Below are 19,374 nucleotides of genomic sequence, written 5' to 3'. Positions count from 1 at the left end.
CCCGTTCGGAGTATGCTTGTTATCGTCATTCTTCAATCTATCCTGCGGACGCATAAGGCACCCGCAGGCTATTTGTTGACTCAGCGTGCGTCAGAGCTACGCTTAGACGCCACTTGGCGGAATGCCTGAGCGGGCGATCGGACGCGGCGAAACCAGTTCCTTCCAGGTGGAAAGCGCCTTGTTGACTGCCGTGTAAGGCTGGCGCGCTACGAATTCGCCGTGACCCTCTTCAGTCTTCAATGTGCTTTCCTCGACCATCACCTTGCCTCGCGACAAGGTGAAGCGTGGCAGGCCAGTGACTTCCTTGCCTTCGAAGACGCTGTAATCGATGGTGGATACCTGATTGGCCGCGGTGATGGTTTTGGAGCGCTTGGGATCCCAAACCACGATATCGGCATCAGCCCCAACAAGGATAGCGCCCTTCTTCGGGTACATATTGAGGATCTTGGCGATGTTGGTTGAGGTGACAGCAACAAACTCATTCATCGTCAGACGACCGGTGCCGACACCATAGGTCCAAAGCATCGGCAGGCGATCTTCAAGGCCGCCGGTGCCGTTCGGGATCTTGGTGAAATCACCCACGCCGTAGCGCTTCTGATCGGTTGTAAAGGCGCAGTGGTCTGTTGCCACACAGGAAAGAGAACCGGCCTGCAAGCCTGCCCAGAGGCTATCCTGATGCATCTTGTTGCGGAATGGCGGGCTCATCACACGACGGGCGGCGTGATCCCAGTCCTTGTCGAAATATTCGCTCTCATCAAGCGTCAGATGCTGAATGAGCGGCTCACCATAGACGCGCATGCCTTTCTGTCGGGCACGGCGGATGGCTTCGTGGCTCTGCTCGCAGGAGGTATGCACCACATAGAGCGGGACGCCTGCCATATCGGCCAGCATGATGGCGCGGTTGGTGGCTTCCCCTTCCACTTCCGGCGGACGGGAATAAGCATGGGCTTCTGGTCCGACATTGCCCTCTTCCAGCAGCTTGGCAGACATGGAGGCAACCACATCTCCATTTTCAGCGTGAACCAGCGGCATAGCCCCCAGTTCGGCACATCGCTGGAACGAAGCGAACAACTCGTCATCATTGACCATCAACGAGCCTTTATAGGCAAGGAAATGCTTGAAGGTGTTGATGCCCTTCTCACGCACGACGGTCTCCATTTCATTGAAGACCTGCTCGCCCCACCATGTGATGGCCATGTGGAAGGAATAATCGCATGTAGCAAGGGTGGATTTGTTATCCCAGCGCATCAGGGCGTCCATCAGGCTCTGTCCCGGATCAGGCAAGCAGAAGTCTACCACCATGGTCGTTCCGCCGGAAACGGCAGCACGCGTGCCCGAGGCGAAGTCATCGGCGGAATAGGTGCCCATGAAAGGCATTTCCAAATGCACATGCGGATCAATGCCGCCCGGCATCACATAACAACCAGACGCATCCAGAATTTCATCGCCGGAAAGATCAGGACCGATTTCGGTGATGACACCGCCCTCGATTTTCACATCGGCTTCATAAGTCAGATCGGCGGTAACGACCGTGCCGCCTTTAATCACTTTGCTCATTGATTTTCCCCTTTTAGATATGCAACCCTTAGACAACCTAGTGTTGTGAGGATTGATCTATGCGCGAACCTATTAAGTACTTGTTCCTTCGGGAGCTTCGTAAAATATTTAAAGAAGCCAAAAATGCAGGCATTTCCGTTGTCGAAATTCGCGCTAGCGACTTGGCAGAGCGAGCGGGAAAGAAATACCGAATACCAGCATGCTGCAATGCGATGCGAAGCATCATGACTGATAAAGACCAAGAGATCCTTCGCCCAACAGTTCAGAAGGACAGCACCACAAATATCTACCGGTATGATCTGTCTGGTAGATAAGGTCATCTTCCTTATTCCGAGATCTCAGCTGTTTCCAGAACCGCCTGCAAAAGCACATCGGCCCCGGCGGTGGCCCATTCCTTGGAGATATCTTCGGCTTCGTTGTGCGAAAGACCATCGACGCAAGGACACATAATCATGGTAGCTGGCGCAACTTTGGCAGCCCAGCATGCGTCATGACCGGCCCCAGAGACGATATCCATGTGGGAATAGCCCAAATCGATGGCTGCGTTGCGTACGCGATCCACCAAGGTTGGATCGAAGGTCACCGGATCGAACTGGCCAACCTGTTCCACCGAGCAGCCAACGCCCAGCTCTTCGCAGATAACAGCGGCCTTCTCCTTAATGGCATCACGCATACCATTGAGCTTTTCGATATCAACCGTGCGAATATCGACCGTAAAGGTAACGGTGCCCGGCAAAACGTTGCGCGAGTTTGGCGAGAAGGTTACCTGCCCCACACCACCTACAGCGTTCGGCTGAGCGGCCATGGTCACCTCTTGCACCATCTCGAAGATGCGTGCCATGGCAAGGCCCGCATTGACGCGCATGGCCATCGGGGTGGACCCTGTGTGCGCTTCCTTGCCAGTCAAGGTGAATTCAAGCCACCACAGCCCCTGACAATGGGTCACAACGCCGATTTCCTTTTCCTCGGCTTCGAGGATCGGCCCCTGCTCGATGTGATATTCGAAATAGGCATGCATCTTGCGGGCGCCCACTTCTTCTTCGCCGACCCAATCGATGCGCTTCAATTCTTCGCCATAGGTCTTGCCTTCCAGATCCTTGCGGCCATAGGCATAATCCAGCGAATGAACACCAGCAAAAACACCAGAGGCCAACATCGGCGGGGAGAAGCGCCCGCCCTCTTCGTTGGCCCAGTTGACCACACAAATCGGATGTTTGGTCTTGATGTCTGCGTCATTGAGCATGCGCACCAATTCCAGAGCGGAGAGCACACCAAGAACGCCATCATATTTGCCACCCGTCGGCTGGGTATCAAGGTGGGAGCCAACATAGACCGGCAAGGCATCCGGATCGGTGCCCGGACGGGTCATGAACATGGAGCCCATCTTGTCGACGCCCATGGTAAGGCCCGCATCATCGCACCACTGTTTGAACAGCGCGCGTCCTTCGGCATCCTCATCGGTCAGGGTCTGGCGATTGTTGCCACCGGCAACGCCAGGACCGATTTTTGCCATATCCATCAGAGACTGCCAAAGACGGTCTCCATCCACTCGCAGATTCTTCTTCATGATCTGGTTCCCCTGTCAATTCACTGCGCCCAACGGGCAATTCTGGAAGCGCGCCCTTTCCGGTTATCCGGTTATATTTCAGGCGCTTATAGTCTTTTCTTTACACCAGGAGCGTATGGCCCCGCCGCTCTCCCTAGCTTGGGAAAGTGAATACAGCGCCCTCGGTCAGTCCCTCGGGCCAACGCGTCGTGGTGGTCTTCAATTTGGTATAGAAATGGATGGCTTCCGGTCCGTAAATACCATGGGAGCCAAAGCTTGAGCGTTTCCAGCCGCCGAAGGAATGGAAGGCGACCGGAACCGGAATGGGTACGTTGATCCCGACCATGCCGACTTCGATCTGGCTGGCGAATTTGCGGGCAGCGTCTCCATTGCGCGTGAAGATCGCAGTGCCGTTGCCATATTCATGAATATTGATCAGATCGACCGCAGTCTCAAAGCTTTGCGGTTCTAACACAGAGAGCACCGGTCCGAAAATTTCGGTCTTGTAGATGTCCATCTCCGGGGTCACCTTGTCAAACAGGGTACCACCAACGAAATAGCCATTTTCATAGCCTTGCAGCTCAAAGCCACGGCCATCGACAACCAGATCTGCGCCCTGCTCTACACCGCTATCAATCAAGCCGACGATGCGCTCCTTGGCTGCAGACGTGATCACGGGGCCCATTTCGGCAGCCTCATCGCTAGCTGGCCCGATCTTTAAGGCCTCTACCTTTGGCTTGAGACTGGAAACGAGACGGGTGGCGGTTTCTTCGCCAATCGGCACAGCGACGGACACCGCCATGCAACGCTCTCCGGCAGACCCGAAAGCTGCGCCCATGAGGGCATCAGCCGCTTGATCCATATCCGCATCCGGCATGACGATCATGTGGTTTTTAGCACCACCCAACGCCTGCACCCGCTTGGCACTATCGGTGCCCCGTTTATAGACATATTCGGCGATCGGTGTGGACCCGACAAAGCTGACGGCCTTTACATCTGGATGGTCGAGCAAACAGTCCACGGCGCTTTTATCGCCATGCACCACATTGATCACCCCTTCCGGCAAACCAGCTTCCATCAGCAGTTCACAAACAAAGTTGGCAGCGGACGGATCGCGCTCGGATGGTTTCAGAACAAAGGTGTTGCCGCAGGCGATAGCCATCGGGAACATCCACATGGGCACCATGGCCGGGAAATTGAACGGCGTAATGCCGGCGACAACGCCAAGCGGCTGACGCTCGGAATGGGTATCAATGCCGGTACCGACATTGCGGGAAAACTCGCCTTTCAGAAGCTCAGGTACACCGCAGGCAAATTCAATCACTTCCAACGCACGAGCCACTTCGCCAAGGGCATCGTCATGGGTTTTACCGTGCTCGCGACTGATTTCGCGAGCGATGTCGTCAGCCCTTTCGCGCACCAAAGCCTGATAGGCAAACATCACGCGCGCCCGCTTGGCTGGCGGCGTTGCTGCCCAGCCGGCAAGCGCTGCCTTGGCGGCAGCCACAGCCGCATGCACCTCATCATCAGTCGATAGAGCCAACGCGCCAATCTGTTCTCCCGTAGCAGGATTATAGATCGCACTCAGGCGCTCCGATTTGGAAGATATACTTATCCCGTTGATGATATTCTCGACGTGATACATCACGCGCCCCCCTCAACTCTGTTTGAGCCCACTATTCCCCTTGAAACGTTTTTGGCTGATTGCATTTTGTTTTGCGATTTTTTTTGCCAAACGCCTCTTTCGTGGTAAGAACGCTTGCATTATCCGCACGATCGGTCAATATTTTTCCTGCACGATCGGTCAGGTTTTTGAGTGTTTGCCAAACATTCATGCAAATGCTCAAAAAACGAACAAGAAAAGTCAAAAATTGCAGCAGGTATTTTTGGATACTTTTAGTTTTATCTACAGGACAATCAAAAATACTTCTGAATTTTTCAAATAACTACAGCGCCCGCACAGACTAACAAAACAGGCAAGTTCATGAGACCCCAACAATACACGAAGCAGAAAAAAAACAGGGCGCAGAATATCGAAAATATATTGACTGCTGCAGAAATAATTTTTGCGCAGTTCGGATATAACGGGGCATCCATAAGTCGTATAGCAGAAGAAGCCGGACTCCCCAAGTCGAATGTCGTTTATTACTTTTCTACCAAAGAGTTACTGTACCGAACAGTGGTAGAGGACATCTTCAATGTGTGGCGTGCTGCAGCTGATGAGATCGTGGAAGATGCCGATCCGAGAGAAGCTTTGGGCAGCTATATCGACACCAAGATGGAGTTGGCCAGAACGCGTCCCTATGGCTCCATGGTCTGGGCCAATGAGATCATTCAGGGTGCCCCCATCGTGCAGGACTATCTGGAAACAGAGCTACGCTCCTGGACGGAAGAGCGCGTCAACGTCATTCACAAATGGATCGCGGCGGGAAAGATTCGCCCGATCAGCCCAAAGCATCTGCTTTTCACCATCTGGGCGACCACCCAGCATTATGCAGATTTCAAGCACCAGATCTCCACCCTCAATGAGGGCAGTGATCTTAATGATGCACAATGGGAAGAAACCAAGCAGGCCGTCAAAGAGCTGCTTTTGTTCGGCATCTGCCACTAAGACAGAAAGGGCGTGGGAGAGCCTCCCACGCAAGCGTGATGGTTCGGACTTACTTCCGCGGTCCGCGACGGGAGCCATAGTCCAGTTCTGCCGTTTTGGGGCCAAAAATCTTGAGCGGTTCAGGCGCATCAAACGGGTCGAGATGGACCTCAATGAAAGAAGCACAGTCCTGCTTGACGCATTGTTCAAGCACTGAGGCCAGCTCGCCTTCTGTTTTCACCGATGCTGTAAAGGCTTCCATTTCGGGTGCGAAAACCTTCATCAACGCCGTATAATCCCAGTTGGCCACATCATTGTAAGTAGCCTTCATACCCTGAATATAGCGCTCGATGGTGTAGCCACGATTGTTGATGAGGAAAATGATCGGCTTCAACCCTTCGCGCAGAATGGTTGAAAGCTCCTGTGCGGTGAGCTGGAAAGAACCATCGCCAATAAACAGGATCTGCCGACGCTCTGGTCTTGCCATTATCGTGCCGAGCAAAGCCGGCAACGTGTAGCCAATCGCCCCCCAGACCATTTGCGATAGATAGCTTACGCCTTCGGGCAATTTGACCCCGGTTAGGGCGATGTTAGAGGTGCCGTTTTCTGCCAGAATGACATCGCCCTCTTCAAAGAAATTCCCCATGATGGGCCAGAAACGGCTTTGCGTCAGCGACCTGCTCGCTTCTACCCCGACGGGCTGCACCGTCTGGTCTTGCACGGCGACCGAGGGCTCGGGCCGCTCTTCAATGCTATCGGCAAGACGGGAGATCAGTTCACCCGCCATGACGCCTTCAAACACCTCACCGCCAATCGTCGAGCTGTGGCCTCTGATGGAGACGACCGTTTCGGCAGGCATCTGATCGATAAATTGCAGGGTGCTGGCTTCCACGAAACTTGGTGCGGTCACGAACAGGCAATCCGATTGCTCAATGATTTCGCGCACCTGAGGCTCAGAGGCGGCGCCATTGTAAATGCCAGCAAACAAAGGAGAGGCTTCGCTTAAGATAGCTTTGCCCGAGCGGAAAGACGCATAAGGGATTTTGTATTTTTCCACCAGACGAACAAGCGCATCGGTGTAGCCGGTGCGATCCACATCCATGTCGATCAGAACAGCCGGGCGCTCGGCCAGCTGCAAATGCTTGAGCACCAGTGCCAGCGCACTTTCAAGGCTCTCGCTGTCACTCTGAGGAATGGACAGATCCAACGGACCTTGTGGCGCATCGATCAACAGATGGGAAATGTTGGATGGGATCTGGATGAAGACAGGCTGACGTTCAATCCAGCAAATTTTGAGAATACGATCAATTTCAAAGGCAGCGTTGGCGGGTGTAAGACGTGTTTGCGCCACAGTAAATTCGCGTACGCTGTTCATGACATTGTCAAAGTTGCCTTCGGCCAGTGAGTGGTGAATGCGCAGGCGGCCTTCCATCGCGTAAAGCGGAGGGGCACCGGAAATGAAAACCATCGGCACATTCTCGGCGCAGGCACCAGCCACCCCACAAAGAGCGGAAAGATCGCCCACCCCATAGGTGGTGATCATGGCCGATATCCGGTTCAGGCGCGCATAGCCGTCAGCCGCGTAGGCGGAATTGAGTTCGTTGCAATTGCCAACAAAGTTCAGCCCATCCACTTCGTCGATCTGATCAAGCATTTGCAAGGTGAAGTCGCCGGGCACACCGAAAATATGTCCTATGCCCATTTCCTGCAAACGCGTGAATAGATAATTGCCAATGCTCGTCTTCTTAGTCACTTGCGGCCTCTAAACTTGTTCTGTTCAAATATCTCATAGAATTCTCTAGCCAGAACGGCTGAAGCGATCATGCTCACTGGAGGCAGCATTGTCCAGAAGCAATCGATCGCTTCAGCGCTTTGTTTAGCATCGCCCGTGCGTTTTAGGAAACGGCCTTCAGCAGGGCGCCCACATGGGCCGGACCGGTTGGACGAATTCCGTTCGGATTCAGGGCCTTGATGGAATAGTAGCCACGGGTGATATGGTCCATATTGACAGTGTCGATGACGCCCGGCAGCCGCAAGATCCGTTCCATATAGGCCGAGAGCCTTGGATAGTCCTTGATCTGTTTGCGATTGGTTTTAAAGATGCCATGATAGGCGGCATCAAAGCGGATCAGGGTCACAAAAGTGCGGATATCCGTCTCGGTGAAGCGATCGCCAAAGAGGTAATCTCCTTCAAGGCGGGCTTCCAGATTGTCCAGCGTTTCAAACACGCCATCAACGGCCTCATCATAAGCTTCTTGGGTTGTTGCAAAGCCAGCTTTATAAACCCCGTTGTTGAGCGTGTCGTAGATCACCGGATTGAGCGCATCGATCTCTTCGTGCAGATCTTCAGGATAAAGGCGCAGGTCAGAAGGCACCATATGCTCGAAGGCCGTATCGAACATTCTCACGATGTCCGCGCTTTCGTTGTTGACCATGACGTTACGCTTCATGTCCCACAGAGCAGGCACTGTTGCACGACCGGAGAAATGCGGATCAGCGCGGGTGTAGAGCTCGTGGATGTAGGTGGAGCCGAAGAGCGGATCTTCATCAGCTCCAGGATAGCCGCCGAAAGACCACCCCTGATCCGTCATGGTCGGGTTGACCACAGTAATCGGGATAAGCTCTTCCAGCCCCTTGAGCTTGCGTGCAATCAGGGTGCGAGAGGCCCATGGGCAGATCAGCGCCACATAGAGGCGATAGCGTCCGGCTTCCGCTTCAAAGCCCCCTTCCCCGGTCGGGCCAGGAGCGCCATCGGGCGTGATCCAGTTGCGGAAGCTTGAGGTCTGGCGAACAAAGCGCCCGTCCTTATCGGATTTCTGTACTGGCTGCCAGTCTTTTGTCCATTTTCCGTCGATCAGCATGAGTGTCTCCTGTTCTTTCTGTTCGCTTTGTTCTTGTTACTTCTTTTCGCGACTGTTGTTCTTTTTATCTGGTGTTTGAGTGTTTGTGTGTTTTTGCCCAGAGGGTGGCTCAGGCACCGTGGAAGATGAAAGACCGCATTGAGACGGAGCCAAGATCAATGCTCTCGGTCATGAAGGTCAGATCGTCTTTTTTATCTGATGCCCCAGCGATGGTGAGCGCAGGCAGATAGTGGTCTACGGTCGGATGGGCGAGCCGCAGCAGGGTTCCCAGCTCTTTAGGGTCCGCAAGCGCCTTGAAGTCGCCGTTCGAAAGCTTGTCTGTAAACAGCGTATCAAATTCCAATGCAAAGTCCTGTGCCTTGCCACCAAAACGCATAGCCCGCAGATTATGCACCACGTTGCCTGAGCCGAGGATCAAGACGCCACGGTTGCGTAACTGGGCAAGAGTCTTGCCGATTTCCAGATGCCATGACAGAGGTTTGGTCATGTCTATGGAAAGCTGGAACACGGGTACATCGGCTTCTGGATAGAGATGCTTCAGAACAGTCCAGGCTCCATGATCAAGCCCCCAAGTATCATCTTCCTGCGCATGGTGGCTAGCCAGTAGCGCAACCACATCACGCGCCAGTTTCGGATCACCCTGAGCCGGATATTGCTGGGCGAACAGTTCATCGGGGAAACCATAAAAGTCATGAATGGTTTTGGGCAGATTGGACACATCAACGAGCGTCGAGCCCTGGGTCATCCAGTGAGCAGAAACCACCAGAATGGCCTGGGGGCGTGGCAAGGTTTCGCCAAGCTGATTCCAGCTTTTGCTGTAGATGTTATCCTCGATAGCGTTCATCGGGTTGCCATGGCCAAGAAAGACCAACGGCATGCGGTCAGACGCCTTAAGACTATCACGAAGGCTTTGAAGGGAATGGGTCACGCTCATTGTCTTTCTCCTTTGATGCGGATTTCTCTTTCAAGGGGGAGCCGTTTTGCGGCTCCCCATTTGCTGGTTTTTCTTATTGTTTTTATTATTCTATTTGTTTTTAGATCAGTGTGTTTTGCTGGGCGATTTATTTATTCAGAGAGCCACTTTGGCGCGATCTGGGTGCCGTAGCCAAGAACATAACCGAAGTTGATGTTGAGGAACCCAAGCGGCTCAAGATAGCGGGCGTTAGAAAGCGGACCAGCATCTTTCGGTTCCAGACCGATTTCAACGGCGAGGCCCGTAACAACAGCCTTGGCTGCGTCATCATCGGAAGCAATGAATGTCTGAAGCGCTTCGCCATTCAGTTGGAGGCCAGATGCGTAATGCTGGGCAAACACGGTGTTGAAGGCCTTGACCACTTTGGCTGTGGGGGCAAGAGCGGACAATTCTTCAGCAGCAGAGCTGGTAAAGCCAACCTGAAGGCCAGAGAAGTCGTCGGTGATCGGGTTGGATACGTCGATCAGGACCTTGCCGGAAAAGTCTGCTTCGGCAACGATTGCCTTGGAAGCAGCGAACGGGGTTGCCAGGATCACCACATCGGCAGCAACAACAGATGGCTTCAATGCACCGGCATTGACTTCAACGCCCTGTTCCTTGAGCTTGGCCGCCGCTGCAACGCCATTGTCGGAGTCAACGACCGTAATGCTGTGGCTGGTTTTTGCCAGTACGCTTGCCAGACCTGAACCGATACTCCCTGCACCTACGATTGCAATATTCATTTTACTCACTCCTTGTTTTCGCTGCCGTCTGTTTTCTTATTTTGTTAGGCGGCTTGTTTCGTCTGAAGTGAATATGCTCATTTCTATCTAAGAATGAAATGGTAATTATATTGAATGACTATCTTGACTTTGTTCCTAATAAATGTTTTTAGAACGGGCTGTTGATCTTGATGTCTTCCAAGGCGAAATCGATGATCGCCCTGACCTTGCGCGGCAACACCGTTCCATCCAGATAAACGGCGCTCAATGGGGTCGAGAGCCCCTGATAATCACTCAGCAAAGGCACCAGCCGCCCTTCAGCCAGATCATCCGCAACGATAAAGCGCGGGCAATAGGCAATGGCGTCCCCTGCCACGGCCCAATCCCGAGCGACTTTGGCGCTGTTGACGACAAAACGGCGCTTGATGACAACGTCAATATTTTCTCCCTCCTTCACAAAAACCCATCGGGTCGGATCGCGCCGGTTGGCGTCCACCATACAGATATGGTCGAGTAGGTCTTGCGGTGTGGATGGTTCGCCATGCGTTTCCAAATAGTCAGGAGAGGCCACAATGGCTGAGCCCATATCTCCCAGTTTGCGCATTTTAAGTGAGGAGACACTGGGCGTGCCGATGCGAAAGGCCAAATCAATGCCATCGCGAGCAAGATCCACATAAGCGTCGCTGAGGCGCAGATCGATATTCATCTGCGGATGATTGCCGACGAAGCGGCGCAGCATATCGCCCACATAGATTTCGCCAAAGGAAACAGGAGCGGAAATGCGCACGAGGCCAGAGAGACCTTTGGATTCCTCACGCACTGAACCAATCAGATCGTCCAGTTCATCCAGCAAGGCCGGTGCTCTCGCCAACAGATCTTCCCCCACGGGTGTGAGGCCCACCTTCCGCGTGGTCCTTTGCAAGAGACGCGCACCGATCCGCGCCTCCAGTTCGGCGACATATTTTGACGTCAAGCGGTTGGATATGCCCATGCGCTCGGCAGCATCGGTGAAGGAACCGGTTTGCGCAGTGGCAACAAAGGCCTTGAGACCATCGACAAGATCCATGAGACACTCTCCTTTAAGAACAACATGGCGACAATAAAGCCACATAGTCGTTACAGCAAAGGAAATAATCTCTTTCTGTTTTTACAGATGTCGCCGCTAGCCGACCTTACGCTCGACGTTATTATCCTTGAGCAAGGAGGCAACAAAGGCCTTCTGCGCCTGAGTTTGACGCTTCTTGTCTATCGCGGCTTTAATTTTGGGAGCGGCTTCCTCGTAGCTCGCTTTTTGGGCTGGATAGATGGCTTCACAATAGAGGATATGGAACCCGGCTTCGCTTTCCAGAATGCCACTCGTTGTGTCTGCATCCATTGCAAACAGAGTTTGGTCCAGTTCAGCATAGAGCGTGTCTTTAGCCACACGCCCCAGAGTGCCGCCATTCAGAGCGCTGGGACATTCGGAATAGCGCAAGGCAGCTTCGGCAAACCGCTCTTGGGTTCCATCCAGTTCCTTGAGCACGCCATTGATGCGCTCAAGGGAAGCTTCACGCCGATTCTCCTCGATATCTTCATTGATGGTGATGAGGATATGACGGGCGTCACGTGTCTTACCGATTGAGAACCGTTCTGGATGAGCGTCATACCATGCTCGCACTTCGGCTTCTGTGGCATGCGGCACTTGCCAGGCCACTCTTTCAAGCGTTGCATCGGCTTTTAATTCGCGGGCCAAAGCCTGCTCTAGGCCAGATTGAGTTAAACCATTGAGGGTAAGGTCTGCGATGAAGTCTGTCTCAGCCTCATAACGCCCCTTGATGCTGGCCATGGATTTTTGCAACAAGGAATCCGGAATGACGACATCGGCAGCGAGTGGACTGGATAGCACCAGTTGCTCCATCTGAAGGGCCCGCTCCACCTGTTGCTGAATGCGGTCTTGTGCGGTTTGGGGCAGCTCGTCAAAGCGGCATTGATGGGCCGCCAACGATGCCGTCATGCGGTGATAGGCCAGAAGCATTGCTTTTTCGCTCGTGCGGTTGGCTCCAGTTCTTTTGCCATAGCCCTATCCAGCGCCATCTCCGGCACTTGCAGCGTGCGGCCGGGGAAACGCACATGATAGGCAACGGTGCCAAAAGTTTCGATGATGGCGTCATCCCGAATGACTTTGATGATCTCTCCTCCGTCGCCAACAGAGGCCACCACTTCGCCTGCAATACCAAGCAAAACCTTTGCCTTGACCTTGTCACCAAATTCAAACCGGTTCGGCACCCATGGAGCGTCCGCAGGGATTAACTCTTTGTCACGGCAGCCTACGATCAGATCTTCCATCGTAAAGTGCACCGTATAAATCACCTGATCCTGTAGAAAGGTGCCCACATCCCGCACGATGCCGGTCGCCCCGCGACGAACCAGAAGCGTACCCTTATCCGAGCCAGGATGAGTGCCATCATTGCGCAGGTTGCGAATAACGCGCACTTCTGCGCCATAATCAAAACGTGGTGGTGGGAGTGTTTCCAGCATGTCAGCTCAACACGTCTTCGAGTGGAACGAAAGTCGGCTGGTTGGTTTTAAAAACCTTAAAAACCTTCTCGGTCAGCGCGTCCGACTGAACGAAATCCATGTAGGCTTTTTTCAGTTCACCGGTGTAGAAATCCCACCAAGACTGTCCGGCTACAGGCATGCGACTTTTCATTTCCAGATAATCGTGAAAGCGCTGCAAGATGTGCAAGCGATTGACCATGACCACTTTGGGATCATAATCAATCTCGAAATAGTCGAGAAATTCCTCTGCGCTTCCCAAGTCAGAGAGTTCTGCGTCCAGCTCTTCGTTTCGCATCGTCCGTTTCCTTTCCTGTACCGCTATGCCTGATCAATGGGCGATTTCACTTGCCATAATCTGTTGATGAAAAGTCATGAGGTCCTGACGGGCCGGGGTGCGCTTATAGGTTTCGGCAAAGGAGCGGACCTTCTCCAAAATGCTCTTAGCCTGACCAGCGGTGAGCGCTATGCCCATTGTGCCATAGATATGCAGCACTGCCTTGGTGCCGGAATGCTTACCCAAGACCAGTTCATGCTGGCGTCCCAACCATTCAGGATCAAGCCCCTGATAGGTTTCCTTGTTCTTCACCAGCCCATCGACATGAATGCCACTTTCGTGAGTGAAGACACTGGCCCCCACAAGGCTTTTCTGATGAGGGACAGGGCGACCAGATGCCCGCGCCACCATCTGCGACAAGGCACTAAACTGGCGCTGATCCACACCGGTCTGTACGTGGTAAAGCCGATCAACCGCGGCTGCGAATTCCTCAAGCGAGGCATTGCCCGCCCGCTCTCCCAAGCCATTGACCGTGGTGTTCACATGGGTTGCACCCCCAACAACTGCGGCCAGAGAGTTCGCTGTCGCCAGACCATAGTCATCATGGGCATGCATTTCCAATTCAAGGTCGGAGTTAGACCGCAACTGACGAAAGATTTCGGCCGTGCCGAAAGGCTCCATGATGCCGACGGTATCTGCAAATCGGAAGCGACAGGCGCCAGCTCTGGCAGCCGTTTCCATGGCCTCCAAGACAAAATCCAGATCTGCCCGTGAGGAATCCTCTCCTCCAACCATGACCTCGAAGCCAGCATCAAGCGCCTTGGGGACCATGGTGGCGATCTGCCTGAGCACATAGTCTCGCGATTGGCCAAGCTTGTGAAAAATCTGCCCATCGGACATGGGAATGGACAGATCAATCATGTCCACACCAAGATCGCGGGACGCATCCAGATCAAAGTCGCACATACGACACCAGACGATCAATCGTGCATTAAGCCCCTGCCCTTTGATCTGCCCGGCGATAGCGCGGATGGTTTCCTGCTCGTCGTCGCCCATGGCTGGAATACCCACTTCCAGTTCGGGTACCCCGGCAGCTACAAGCTCCCGCGCAATGGCGCATTTCTCGGCGCGTGTGAAGGCAACGCCAGCGCTCTGTTCCCCATCACGCAGGGTCGTGTCATCAATTGTCACTTGCCTCAGCAAATTCATCCCGAACCACCCTTCCAGTCAAACGAGATTGATCCAAGCTTTCATGATCGGTGCGCGACGCCAGCACCAAACAGGCATCAGGCGGCGAAACTCTTGCCGCAGGCACACATGCCGGCCGTATTCGGATTATCGAAAGTGAAGCCTCCGCCTTTTTCAGTTTCGGCGAAGTCGATTGTGGTCCCGATAAGAATTTCTGCATTCTGCGGTACGACATAAAGCTTGAGCAGACCACAATCGACAATGTGGTCATCCGGCTCAGGATTTGAGACCAGCGCCAGACGGTATTTCACACCGGCACAGCCAGCCATATCGGCTGCGATGCGCAGGCCTGTCAGCGGCTTGCCGGATTTTTCGATGAGGCCTTGCAGGGTTTCTTGTGCTTTGTCGGTGAGTGTCAACATGATAGTGCCTCTCAGCTCGGGTTCCATTTCTTATCAATGAAATTGCAAGAGCCGTGCCAGCAGCCATTCACTCGCCTATCTTATTGAATTATTTAACTTTTACACAACACAATGACCTACATACATTGTCACAAAACTGACAAACCACACCTGACACACAGTATTAAAATGACAATGCCGCCATGACGGCGGCATTGTTGTACCTATTGATCTATCGATGAATCTATCAGGCGGCTTCTTTTGTCGTATGGGAAAAGCATCCTTTCGGACAGATTTTCGAACATGCTTCGCAGCCTATGCAATCCCCATTATTCTTCAACGACATGACCATGCTGGTATCATCGGAAAATCCATCATCATCGTCATCATCATCGCCGAACGGATCATCATCATCGAGATCCTCGTCTTCATCATCCAGATCGAGACTTTCCCGCTCCACCAGTTCGAACACATCTCTGGCGCACACTCTGTAGCAGCGGCCACACCCGATGCATTTCTTTGCATCGAGAGCCTTGACGAACTGGGGAGTCCATTCGGTGCCGTCCAGCGTCAATCCGACAATTGCAGTCATTTCTTGCTTTCCTCTCAAACTGTCGCCTGCACGGCCTTGCTGGCAGCTTCGGCTTCTTCCCACGCCTTACAGGCGGCATATGTTTCTTCTGCCAACTGCGGTAATTCTTCGAATGCGGCGGGTAGTCGATCTTCAACCAGATCATGCAACGCCATCGCTTTCTCCGAAGCGATGCGTTTGGCTCTTCTGGCTGCTTTGGTCAGTGCTTTCAGCTCTGTTTCATCCATGGTCTGATCCCCTATTTGCTTCTGAACGCCCAGCGATTTCTGACGGTCTGGACGTTAAAGCTTGGCAACATCGCGATGGTCTTCGATAAGCGCCGACGCCTTCGTGATAATCTTTTCGGCCTCTTGCTGCATATGCTCGAGCGACTTGAAGCCGAAGCGGTGGACATCGCGCAAATTCTTGTCAAAGACGATCAGCTTGCCCACCGCGATAATCACCCGTCCGAACCCTTCATAGGTCAGATGAATGAGGGGAACGGCCATCAGGCCCGTTTTGGCTTCGATGCTGGTCGAAAGCGCGTTATACCAAGCCTTGATCCTGACAATGATGTCTTCGTCAGGGTCCCCGATCACGGGCACCTGCCGCTTGCGCTCTTTGGTCAGAATGTAGGGGTCGATGATTTCATGCGCACCCGATTTGTCCCATATACCGTAGGAATCCACGGCCCTAATCTGGCGCACCATCTCCAAAATGAAAGGAGATACCAGTGCCGGATCATCCTGTTCGACTACCATGTGGTCCCAATCGCTCATATCGTCCTCACTCGCTCCAACCTTCGGTTTCCATGTCATCAAACCGGCGCGGATCATCGCGCAGGCCCTTTACGCTTTCCAACGCACGCAGCACCCAGAATGCCGGGTCTCCCTTCAGCTCTTCCTGAAAGAGACCGAGCTGATGCTTGATCATTGTGCCGTCTTTCACCTTTATGGGCTGAACACCCGATTGCTTAAGTTGGGCAATGGCAGACGCTCCAACAGCCCGGCAATAAACCGCGGCCACTCCTTCGAGCGCCGCGATACGTGCCTGCAGCTTATCTTCACTGCCATCCTTTGCGGCTTGCTCAAACGCGATGCTCTGATGGAAATGCGCCTCATCACGGGTCACCAAATAGACTGCAAAGCTCTCGCAGGTTCCGAAATGCTGGTCCACGTGGTGCTGATCGCTGGTGGCGAAGGCGATCTTCAGAGCTCCGTCTTCAAATCCGTCATCAATGGTGCCATCCACCAAAGTGAGCATGCGGCTGATCTGGGCCATGGCTCTCCCCCTCCCTGTCCTGAACCTGTGCATAGATGGATCTGTATGGCTCAACTGCGCCCTGTTCGGTTTCGATAAGCAAGTTTGCCAAATCAAACAGGGTCTGCTTTGATCCCTTGTAACCGACCCAGCAACGCGACGACGCGCCCATGCGATCATATTGCGGGAAACCGGCTCTCAGCAGCGGCAGACCCAGTCGTTCGGCACTGGCGGCACAATGAGCGTTTCCGATCAGCAGATCTGCACCGCCAGCCTCAGCAAATTTCTCCAGCTCCTGCAGATCTCCGATTTTGACCTCTTTGGCGAAGACTTGCTTGAGCAGAGCGGAATTGGAAGGCGCAACAGCGGCGACCAATTCACATCCCATACCCGCCAGAAGATCACTAAAGGCCTTGAGCAAATCCGGATCGGCAGCCACAGCTGCCCGTCCCATACCCAGATTGAAATGGGTATCCAGCATCGCGTCCTGCAATTGCTGGCGATGCCGTTCTATGCGTTTGGGCACTGGGCGACCCGTCAGGTCATGCAGTGTCAGAATGAAACGATCCATTGCCTCGAGCCCCATCAGATGGTCAAAGCGATGGTCCGGTACACCCGTGCGTTCCAAAAGCAAATCAGCAGCGGGCGCCATGCTTGCGCCGATCACAATCGTTGCAGAAGCCTTGTGCAATATTTCAAAATCGCCGACACAGGTGCCACCTGTGGTTAGAGGATTGAAGTCCTTCTCATCCAGATGCCCATCAAGGCTGGTGGAAAGATCAGGCAGAACAATTGGCAACAGACCAAAAGCTTCCACCATATCCTTGATCTCGTCGATATCGGCCGGGGTCAGCGACGCATTGACTAGAATATTGACCTGCCTATTGGTGGCAACACCGCCCTTTTTCTTCGCCTCAGGCACAAGGCGATTGATCATTTCATAAACGGCCTTGGCAAAACCGGCTTCAAGGGAGCCCACATAATCTGGGGTTTCAACCGGCACGACAGCGGTTTTGAAGCATTCGGGATGAGCTTTACGGAAGGTCGCCACGGCCCCGTTGACGTCGGCCCCCTGTGTTTCCGAGAGGCCGGTTGTCGGGATGCCGACAAGAGCTGGCTGAAATTTGTCATAGAGGGTCTTCAAGCCCTCGACCACATTCTCATCAGACCCCATAATGGTGCTGACCTGATCCATCGCCGTTGTCTGCAAGGCAACTGGTTCGCGAAAATGGCCGATCAGATAGATTTTGCCATAAGCGGTACAGCCTTGAGCGCCATGCAGCATGGCGATGCTGTCTCGAATACCCAGAAAGGCGAGCGCCGCCCCTAGCGAGCTGCTGGCCTTGAGAGGGCTGACGGATAGAGCTTTATTGCGTTTGATGATATCTGCCATGTTGCTTACTCCGCCGCGGCCACATTGAGAGATTTCTGCCAAGGCGCAGGCGCCCGCACAGCTTGCCAGATGGGGCTTTCCACCGCTTGCAGGATCTGCTCGGCAAAGGTGATCATGCCTTCATAGCCCGCATAGGCCAGTTCACGCTCCTGATTGATATGCAGGAAGGGAATCCGAGCCTTGAGGGCGGTATACATGTTGCGTCCACCAGCGATGAGAATGTCGGTGTTGGTGTCGTTGACCATGTCTATCAACGCCCGTGCGCCCTGGCTTTCATCAAGCATGACGGTCTTGTCTCCCATCAGTTCGCGAATCTTGGCCTTATCCTGCTCGGTGGACTTGCGGGTCGATGTAGCAACCACATCCATGCCCAGGTCCTGAAGGGCCGAGATAATGGACCAGGCCTTCACGCCACCGGTATAGAGCAACACACGCTTGCCCTTGAGACGCTCCTTAAAGGGGGCCAATCGAGCATACACACTCGCCTCTTCGCGCTTGATCAGCGCTTCTGTGCGCTCTGTAAGGGATGGATCATCGATCAGGCGAGCAAAGTCTCTCAGCGCGATGCCCATATCGCGAATGCCATAGAAACTCCCCTCAAACCATGGGGTGCCAAAGCCTTCCTTGAGCTTGCGGGCGACGTTGATCATGGCCTTGGAGCAGACCATCATATTGACTTCGGAGCGATGCATGGTCTGCACTTCACGAAAGCGCGCATCCCCTGAAAGGGAACCGAGAATGCGCAGCCCCAATTCATCGAACAGTGGCTGCACATGCCACAATTCGCCCGCGATGTTATATTCACCGATCAGTGCGATATCGTGGACGGGGATGCCTTCACGCTCGAGATGAGCGGGCACAGGATCTGGCTCTCGGGTTCCGATCACATGGCGCACCATTGTCTCGCCGGCGATGCGGTTGCCAAGGTTTTTCGTGCCGTAGAAACCGGCAGCATCGACAGGTACAACCGGCACCCCCCAGCGCTGTTGTGCGGCCTTGCAGACAGCACTGATATCATCACCGACAAGAGCAGGAACGCAGGTATTATAGACGAACACGGCTTCAGGATTCTGCTCGTCGATCGCTTGCTTAATCGAATGGAACAGGCGCTTCTCGCCGCGTCCCATGATCACATCTTGCTCGGTGAGATCTGTGGTCAGGCCCAGCTTATAGAGCTTGGCACCGGAAGATCGGCTGCCCCGATTGTCCCAAGCACTGCCTGCGCAGGCGATGGAGCCATGAACGATATGAGCAACATCAGCGATGGGGAGCAGAGCGATCTGGGCGCCGTCAAAACAACAGCCACCAGCAGCAGCGCCCGGCTTTGGTCTGGCACAGCCGGATTTGGATTTGTGGTTATGTTCGCAGGCGGGCTCATCAAGCAGTTGAGCAATTTCACTTTGTTTCATTGGCCACAAACCTCACTAAAAGAAATATCTGCCTTTCTAACTAGCAAGGTCTGTGCCACACCCTAATATATTGAAATAATTATAAAATATAGAATTACACAATGTAGCAAAA

The 19,374-nt window shown here is 53.7% G+C and carries 21 protein-coding genes; 2 read left to right on the top strand and 19 right to left on the bottom strand.

Annotated features, from left to right (window positions below; genetic code table 11):
• Positions 1-102: 102 nt before the first annotated feature.
• Complete coding sequence (gene hydA / locus BM258_RS02630) at positions 103-1,557, bottom strand: dihydropyrimidinase (RefSeq protein ID WP_090068541.1); 1,455 nt, start codon at positions 1,555-1,557, stop codon at positions 103-105.
• Between the two features lie 59 nt (positions 1,558-1,616).
• On the opposite strand from hydA, the gene BM258_RS02625 reads away from it, so the two are divergent.
• The gene (locus BM258_RS02625) at positions 1,617-1,871 is read left to right on the top strand and encodes a hypothetical protein (protein ID WP_090068539.1); all 255 of its coding nucleotides are present in this window, start codon (positions 1,617-1,619) and stop codon (positions 1,869-1,871) included.
• Positions 1,872-1,882: 11 nt separating this feature from the next.
• Here BM258_RS02625 and BM258_RS02620 read toward each other — a convergent pair whose 3' ends face one another.
• Both BM258_RS02620 and BM258_RS02615 read right to left on the bottom strand, forming a co-directional pair.
• On the bottom strand, positions 1,883-3,124 hold the full coding sequence (locus tag BM258_RS02620) for a Zn-dependent hydrolase (RefSeq protein WP_090068537.1): 1,242 nt from the start codon (positions 3,122-3,124) through the stop codon (positions 1,883-1,885).
• 133 nt (positions 3,125-3,257) lie between these two features.
• Entirely contained in the window at positions 3,258-4,748 is a 1,491-nt protein-coding gene (locus BM258_RS02615; protein ID WP_090068535.1) for a CoA-acylating methylmalonate-semialdehyde dehydrogenase, read from the bottom strand.
• Between the two features lie 339 nt (positions 4,749-5,087).
• Between BM258_RS02615 and BM258_RS02610 the strand changes: the two genes are divergently transcribed.
• Positions 5,088-5,714: a TetR family transcriptional regulator C-terminal domain-containing protein gene (locus tag BM258_RS02610; RefSeq protein ID WP_090068532.1), complete on the top strand. Its 627-nt coding sequence runs from the start codon at positions 5,088-5,090 to the stop codon at positions 5,712-5,714.
• A gap of 49 nt (positions 5,715-5,763) precedes the next feature.
• On the opposite strand, the gene BM258_RS02605 is transcribed toward BM258_RS02610, so the two are convergent.
• From BM258_RS02605 to nifE, 16 genes are all read right to left on the bottom strand, one after another.
• The gene (locus BM258_RS02605; protein ID WP_210186626.1) at positions 5,764-7,446 is read right to left on the bottom strand and encodes an alpha-keto acid decarboxylase family protein; all 1,683 of its coding nucleotides are present in this window, start codon (positions 7,444-7,446) and stop codon (positions 5,764-5,766) included.
• A 142-nt stretch (positions 7,447-7,588) separates the two neighbouring features.
• Positions 7,589-8,554 carry a glutathione S-transferase family protein gene (locus BM258_RS02600; RefSeq protein ID WP_090068528.1) on the bottom strand — a complete coding sequence of 322 codons (966 nt, stop codon included), beginning with the start codon at positions 8,552-8,554 and terminating at the stop codon, positions 7,589-7,591.
• A 109-nt stretch (positions 8,555-8,663) separates the two neighbouring features.
• Positions 8,664-9,488: a 4,5-DOPA-extradiol-dioxygenase gene (gene ygiD, locus BM258_RS02595; protein WP_090068526.1), complete on the bottom strand. Its 825-nt coding sequence runs from the start codon at positions 9,486-9,488 to the stop codon at positions 8,664-8,666.
• Between the two features lie 131 nt (positions 9,489-9,619).
• On the bottom strand, positions 9,620-10,249 hold the full coding sequence (locus BM258_RS02590; protein ID WP_090068524.1) for an NADPH-dependent F420 reductase: 630 nt from the start codon (positions 10,247-10,249) through the stop codon (positions 9,620-9,622).
• 148 nt (positions 10,250-10,397) lie between these two features.
• On the bottom strand, positions 10,398-11,294 hold the full coding sequence (locus tag BM258_RS02585) for a LysR family transcriptional regulator (protein WP_090068522.1): 897 nt from the start codon (positions 11,292-11,294) through the stop codon (positions 10,398-10,400).
• A 96-nt stretch (positions 11,295-11,390) separates the two neighbouring features.
• A complete protein-coding gene (gene nifM / locus BM258_RS02580) occupies positions 11,391-12,242 on the bottom strand; it encodes a nitrogen fixation protein NifM (RefSeq protein WP_090068520.1) in 852 nt (283 codons plus the stop codon).
• Complete coding sequence (locus BM258_RS02575; RefSeq protein WP_090068518.1) at positions 12,218-12,745, bottom strand: nitrogen fixation protein NifZ; 528 nt, start codon at positions 12,743-12,745, stop codon at positions 12,218-12,220. The genes nifM and BM258_RS02575 overlap by 25 nt, the downstream gene beginning before the upstream one ends.
• Before the next feature lies 1 nt (position 12,746).
• Positions 12,747-13,061 (bottom strand): nitrogenase-stabilizing/protective protein NifW, encoded by a 315-nt coding sequence (gene nifW, locus BM258_RS02570; protein ID WP_090068516.1) that lies wholly within the window; start codon positions 13,059-13,061, stop codon positions 12,747-12,749.
• 33 nt (positions 13,062-13,094) lie between these two features.
• Positions 13,095-14,249: a homocitrate synthase gene (nifV, locus tag BM258_RS02565; protein WP_090068514.1), complete on the bottom strand. Its 1,155-nt coding sequence runs from the start codon at positions 14,247-14,249 to the stop codon at positions 13,095-13,097.
• Positions 14,250-14,326: 77 nt separating this feature from the next.
• Positions 14,327-14,650, bottom strand: a complete 324-nt coding sequence (locus BM258_RS02560; protein WP_175527887.1) for a HesB/IscA family protein — start codon at positions 14,648-14,650, stop codon at positions 14,327-14,329.
• A 226-nt stretch (positions 14,651-14,876) separates the two neighbouring features.
• Entirely contained in the window at positions 14,877-15,221 is a 345-nt protein-coding gene (fdxB, locus tag BM258_RS02555) for a ferredoxin III, nif-specific (RefSeq protein ID WP_090068510.1), read from the bottom strand.
• Between the two features lie 14 nt (positions 15,222-15,235).
• On the bottom strand, positions 15,236-15,448 hold the full coding sequence (locus BM258_RS02550; protein ID WP_090068508.1) for a CCE_0567 family metalloprotein: 213 nt from the start codon (positions 15,446-15,448) through the stop codon (positions 15,236-15,238).
• Positions 15,449-15,502: 54 nt separating this feature from the next.
• Positions 15,503-15,979, bottom strand: coding sequence for a NifX-associated nitrogen fixation protein (locus BM258_RS02545; RefSeq protein ID WP_090068506.1), 477 nt, complete (start codon positions 15,977-15,979; stop codon positions 15,503-15,505).
• 7 nt (positions 15,980-15,986) lie between these two features.
• Positions 15,987-16,481 (bottom strand): NifB/NifX family molybdenum-iron cluster-binding protein, encoded by a 495-nt coding sequence (locus BM258_RS02540; protein WP_210186625.1) that lies wholly within the window; start codon positions 16,479-16,481, stop codon positions 15,987-15,989.
• The gene (gene nifN / locus BM258_RS02535) at positions 16,435-17,853 is read right to left on the bottom strand and encodes a nitrogenase iron-molybdenum cofactor biosynthesis protein NifN (RefSeq protein ID WP_090068504.1); all 1,419 of its coding nucleotides are present in this window, start codon (positions 17,851-17,853) and stop codon (positions 16,435-16,437) included. The genes BM258_RS02540 and nifN overlap by 47 nt, the downstream gene beginning before the upstream one ends.
• Before the next feature lie 5 nt (positions 17,854-17,858).
• Positions 17,859-19,262 (bottom strand): nitrogenase iron-molybdenum cofactor biosynthesis protein NifE, encoded by a 1,404-nt coding sequence (gene nifE, locus BM258_RS02530; protein ID WP_090068501.1) that lies wholly within the window; start codon positions 19,260-19,262, stop codon positions 17,859-17,861.
• Positions 19,263-19,374: the final 112 nt, after the last annotated feature.

The sequence above is a fragment of the Cohaesibacter marisflavi genome, from assembly GCF_900115225.1.
GTDB classification, from domain to species: domain Bacteria; phylum Pseudomonadota; class Alphaproteobacteria; order Rhizobiales; family Cohaesibacteraceae; genus Cohaesibacter; species Cohaesibacter marisflavi.
This window is presented reverse-complemented; position numbering and strand designations above follow the sequence as displayed.

What these genes read in the sequence shown, in the direction of transcription:
- nifV (WP_090068514.1), bottom strand. Translation starts at nt 14,249, where the DNA reads ATGAATTTGCTGAGGCAAGTGACAATTGATGACACGACCCTGCGTGAT.
- fdxB (WP_090068510.1), bottom strand. Translation starts at nt 15,221, where the DNA reads ATGACTGCAATTGTCGGATTGACGCTGGACGGCACCGAATGGACTCCC.
- BM258_RS02620 (WP_090068537.1), bottom strand. Translation starts at nt 3,124, where the DNA reads ATGAAGAAGAATCTGCGAGTGGATGGAGACCGTCTTTGGCAGTCTCTG.
- nifM (WP_090068520.1), bottom strand. Translation starts at nt 12,242, where the DNA reads ATGCTTCTGGCCTATCACCGCATGACGGCATCGTTGGCGGCCCATCAA.
- BM258_RS02615 (WP_090068535.1), bottom strand. Translation starts at nt 4,748, where the DNA reads ATGTATCACGTCGAGAATATCATCAACGGGATAAGTATATCTTCCAAA.
- hydA (WP_090068541.1), bottom strand. Translation starts at nt 1,557, where the DNA reads ATGAGCAAAGTGATTAAAGGCGGCACGGTCGTTACCGCCGATCTGACT.
- nifN (WP_090068504.1), bottom strand. Translation starts at nt 17,853, where the DNA reads ATGGCAGATATCATCAAACGCAATAAAGCTCTATCCGTCAGCCCTCTC.
- BM258_RS02590 (WP_090068524.1), bottom strand. Translation starts at nt 10,249, where the DNA reads ATGAATATTGCAATCGTAGGTGCAGGGAGTATCGGTTCAGGTCTGGCA.
- BM258_RS02545 (WP_090068506.1), bottom strand. Translation starts at nt 15,979, where the DNA reads ATGAGCGATTGGGACCACATGGTAGTCGAACAGGATGATCCGGCACTG.
- BM258_RS02625 (WP_090068539.1), top strand. Translation starts at nt 1,617, where the DNA reads ATGCGCGAACCTATTAAGTACTTGTTCCTTCGGGAGCTTCGTAAAATA.
- nifW (WP_090068516.1), bottom strand. Translation starts at nt 13,061, where the DNA reads ATGCGAAACGAAGAGCTGGACGCAGAACTCTCTGACTTGGGAAGCGCA.
- BM258_RS02540 (WP_210186625.1), bottom strand. Translation starts at nt 16,481, where the DNA reads ATGGCCCAGATCAGCCGCATGCTCACTTTGGTGGATGGCACCATTGAT.
- ygiD (WP_090068526.1), bottom strand. Translation starts at nt 9,488, where the DNA reads ATGAGCGTGACCCATTCCCTTCAAAGCCTTCGTGATAGTCTTAAGGCG.
- BM258_RS02575 (WP_090068518.1), bottom strand. Translation starts at nt 12,745, where the DNA reads ATGCTGGAAACACTCCCACCACCACGTTTTGATTATGGCGCAGAAGTG.
- BM258_RS02610 (WP_090068532.1), top strand. Translation starts at nt 5,088, where the DNA reads ATGAGACCCCAACAATACACGAAGCAGAAAAAAAACAGGGCGCAGAAT.
- BM258_RS02550 (WP_090068508.1), bottom strand. Translation starts at nt 15,448, where the DNA reads ATGGATGAAACAGAGCTGAAAGCACTGACCAAAGCAGCCAGAAGAGCC.
- BM258_RS02585 (WP_090068522.1), bottom strand. Translation starts at nt 11,294, where the DNA reads ATGGATCTTGTCGATGGTCTCAAGGCCTTTGTTGCCACTGCGCAAACC.
- nifE (WP_090068501.1), bottom strand. Translation starts at nt 19,262, where the DNA reads ATGAAACAAAGTGAAATTGCTCAACTGCTTGATGAGCCCGCCTGCGAA.
- BM258_RS02600 (WP_090068528.1), bottom strand. Translation starts at nt 8,554, where the DNA reads ATGCTGATCGACGGAAAATGGACAAAAGACTGGCAGCCAGTACAGAAA.
- BM258_RS02560 (WP_175527887.1), bottom strand. Translation starts at nt 14,650, where the DNA reads ATGTTGACACTCACCGACAAAGCACAAGAAACCCTGCAAGGCCTCATC.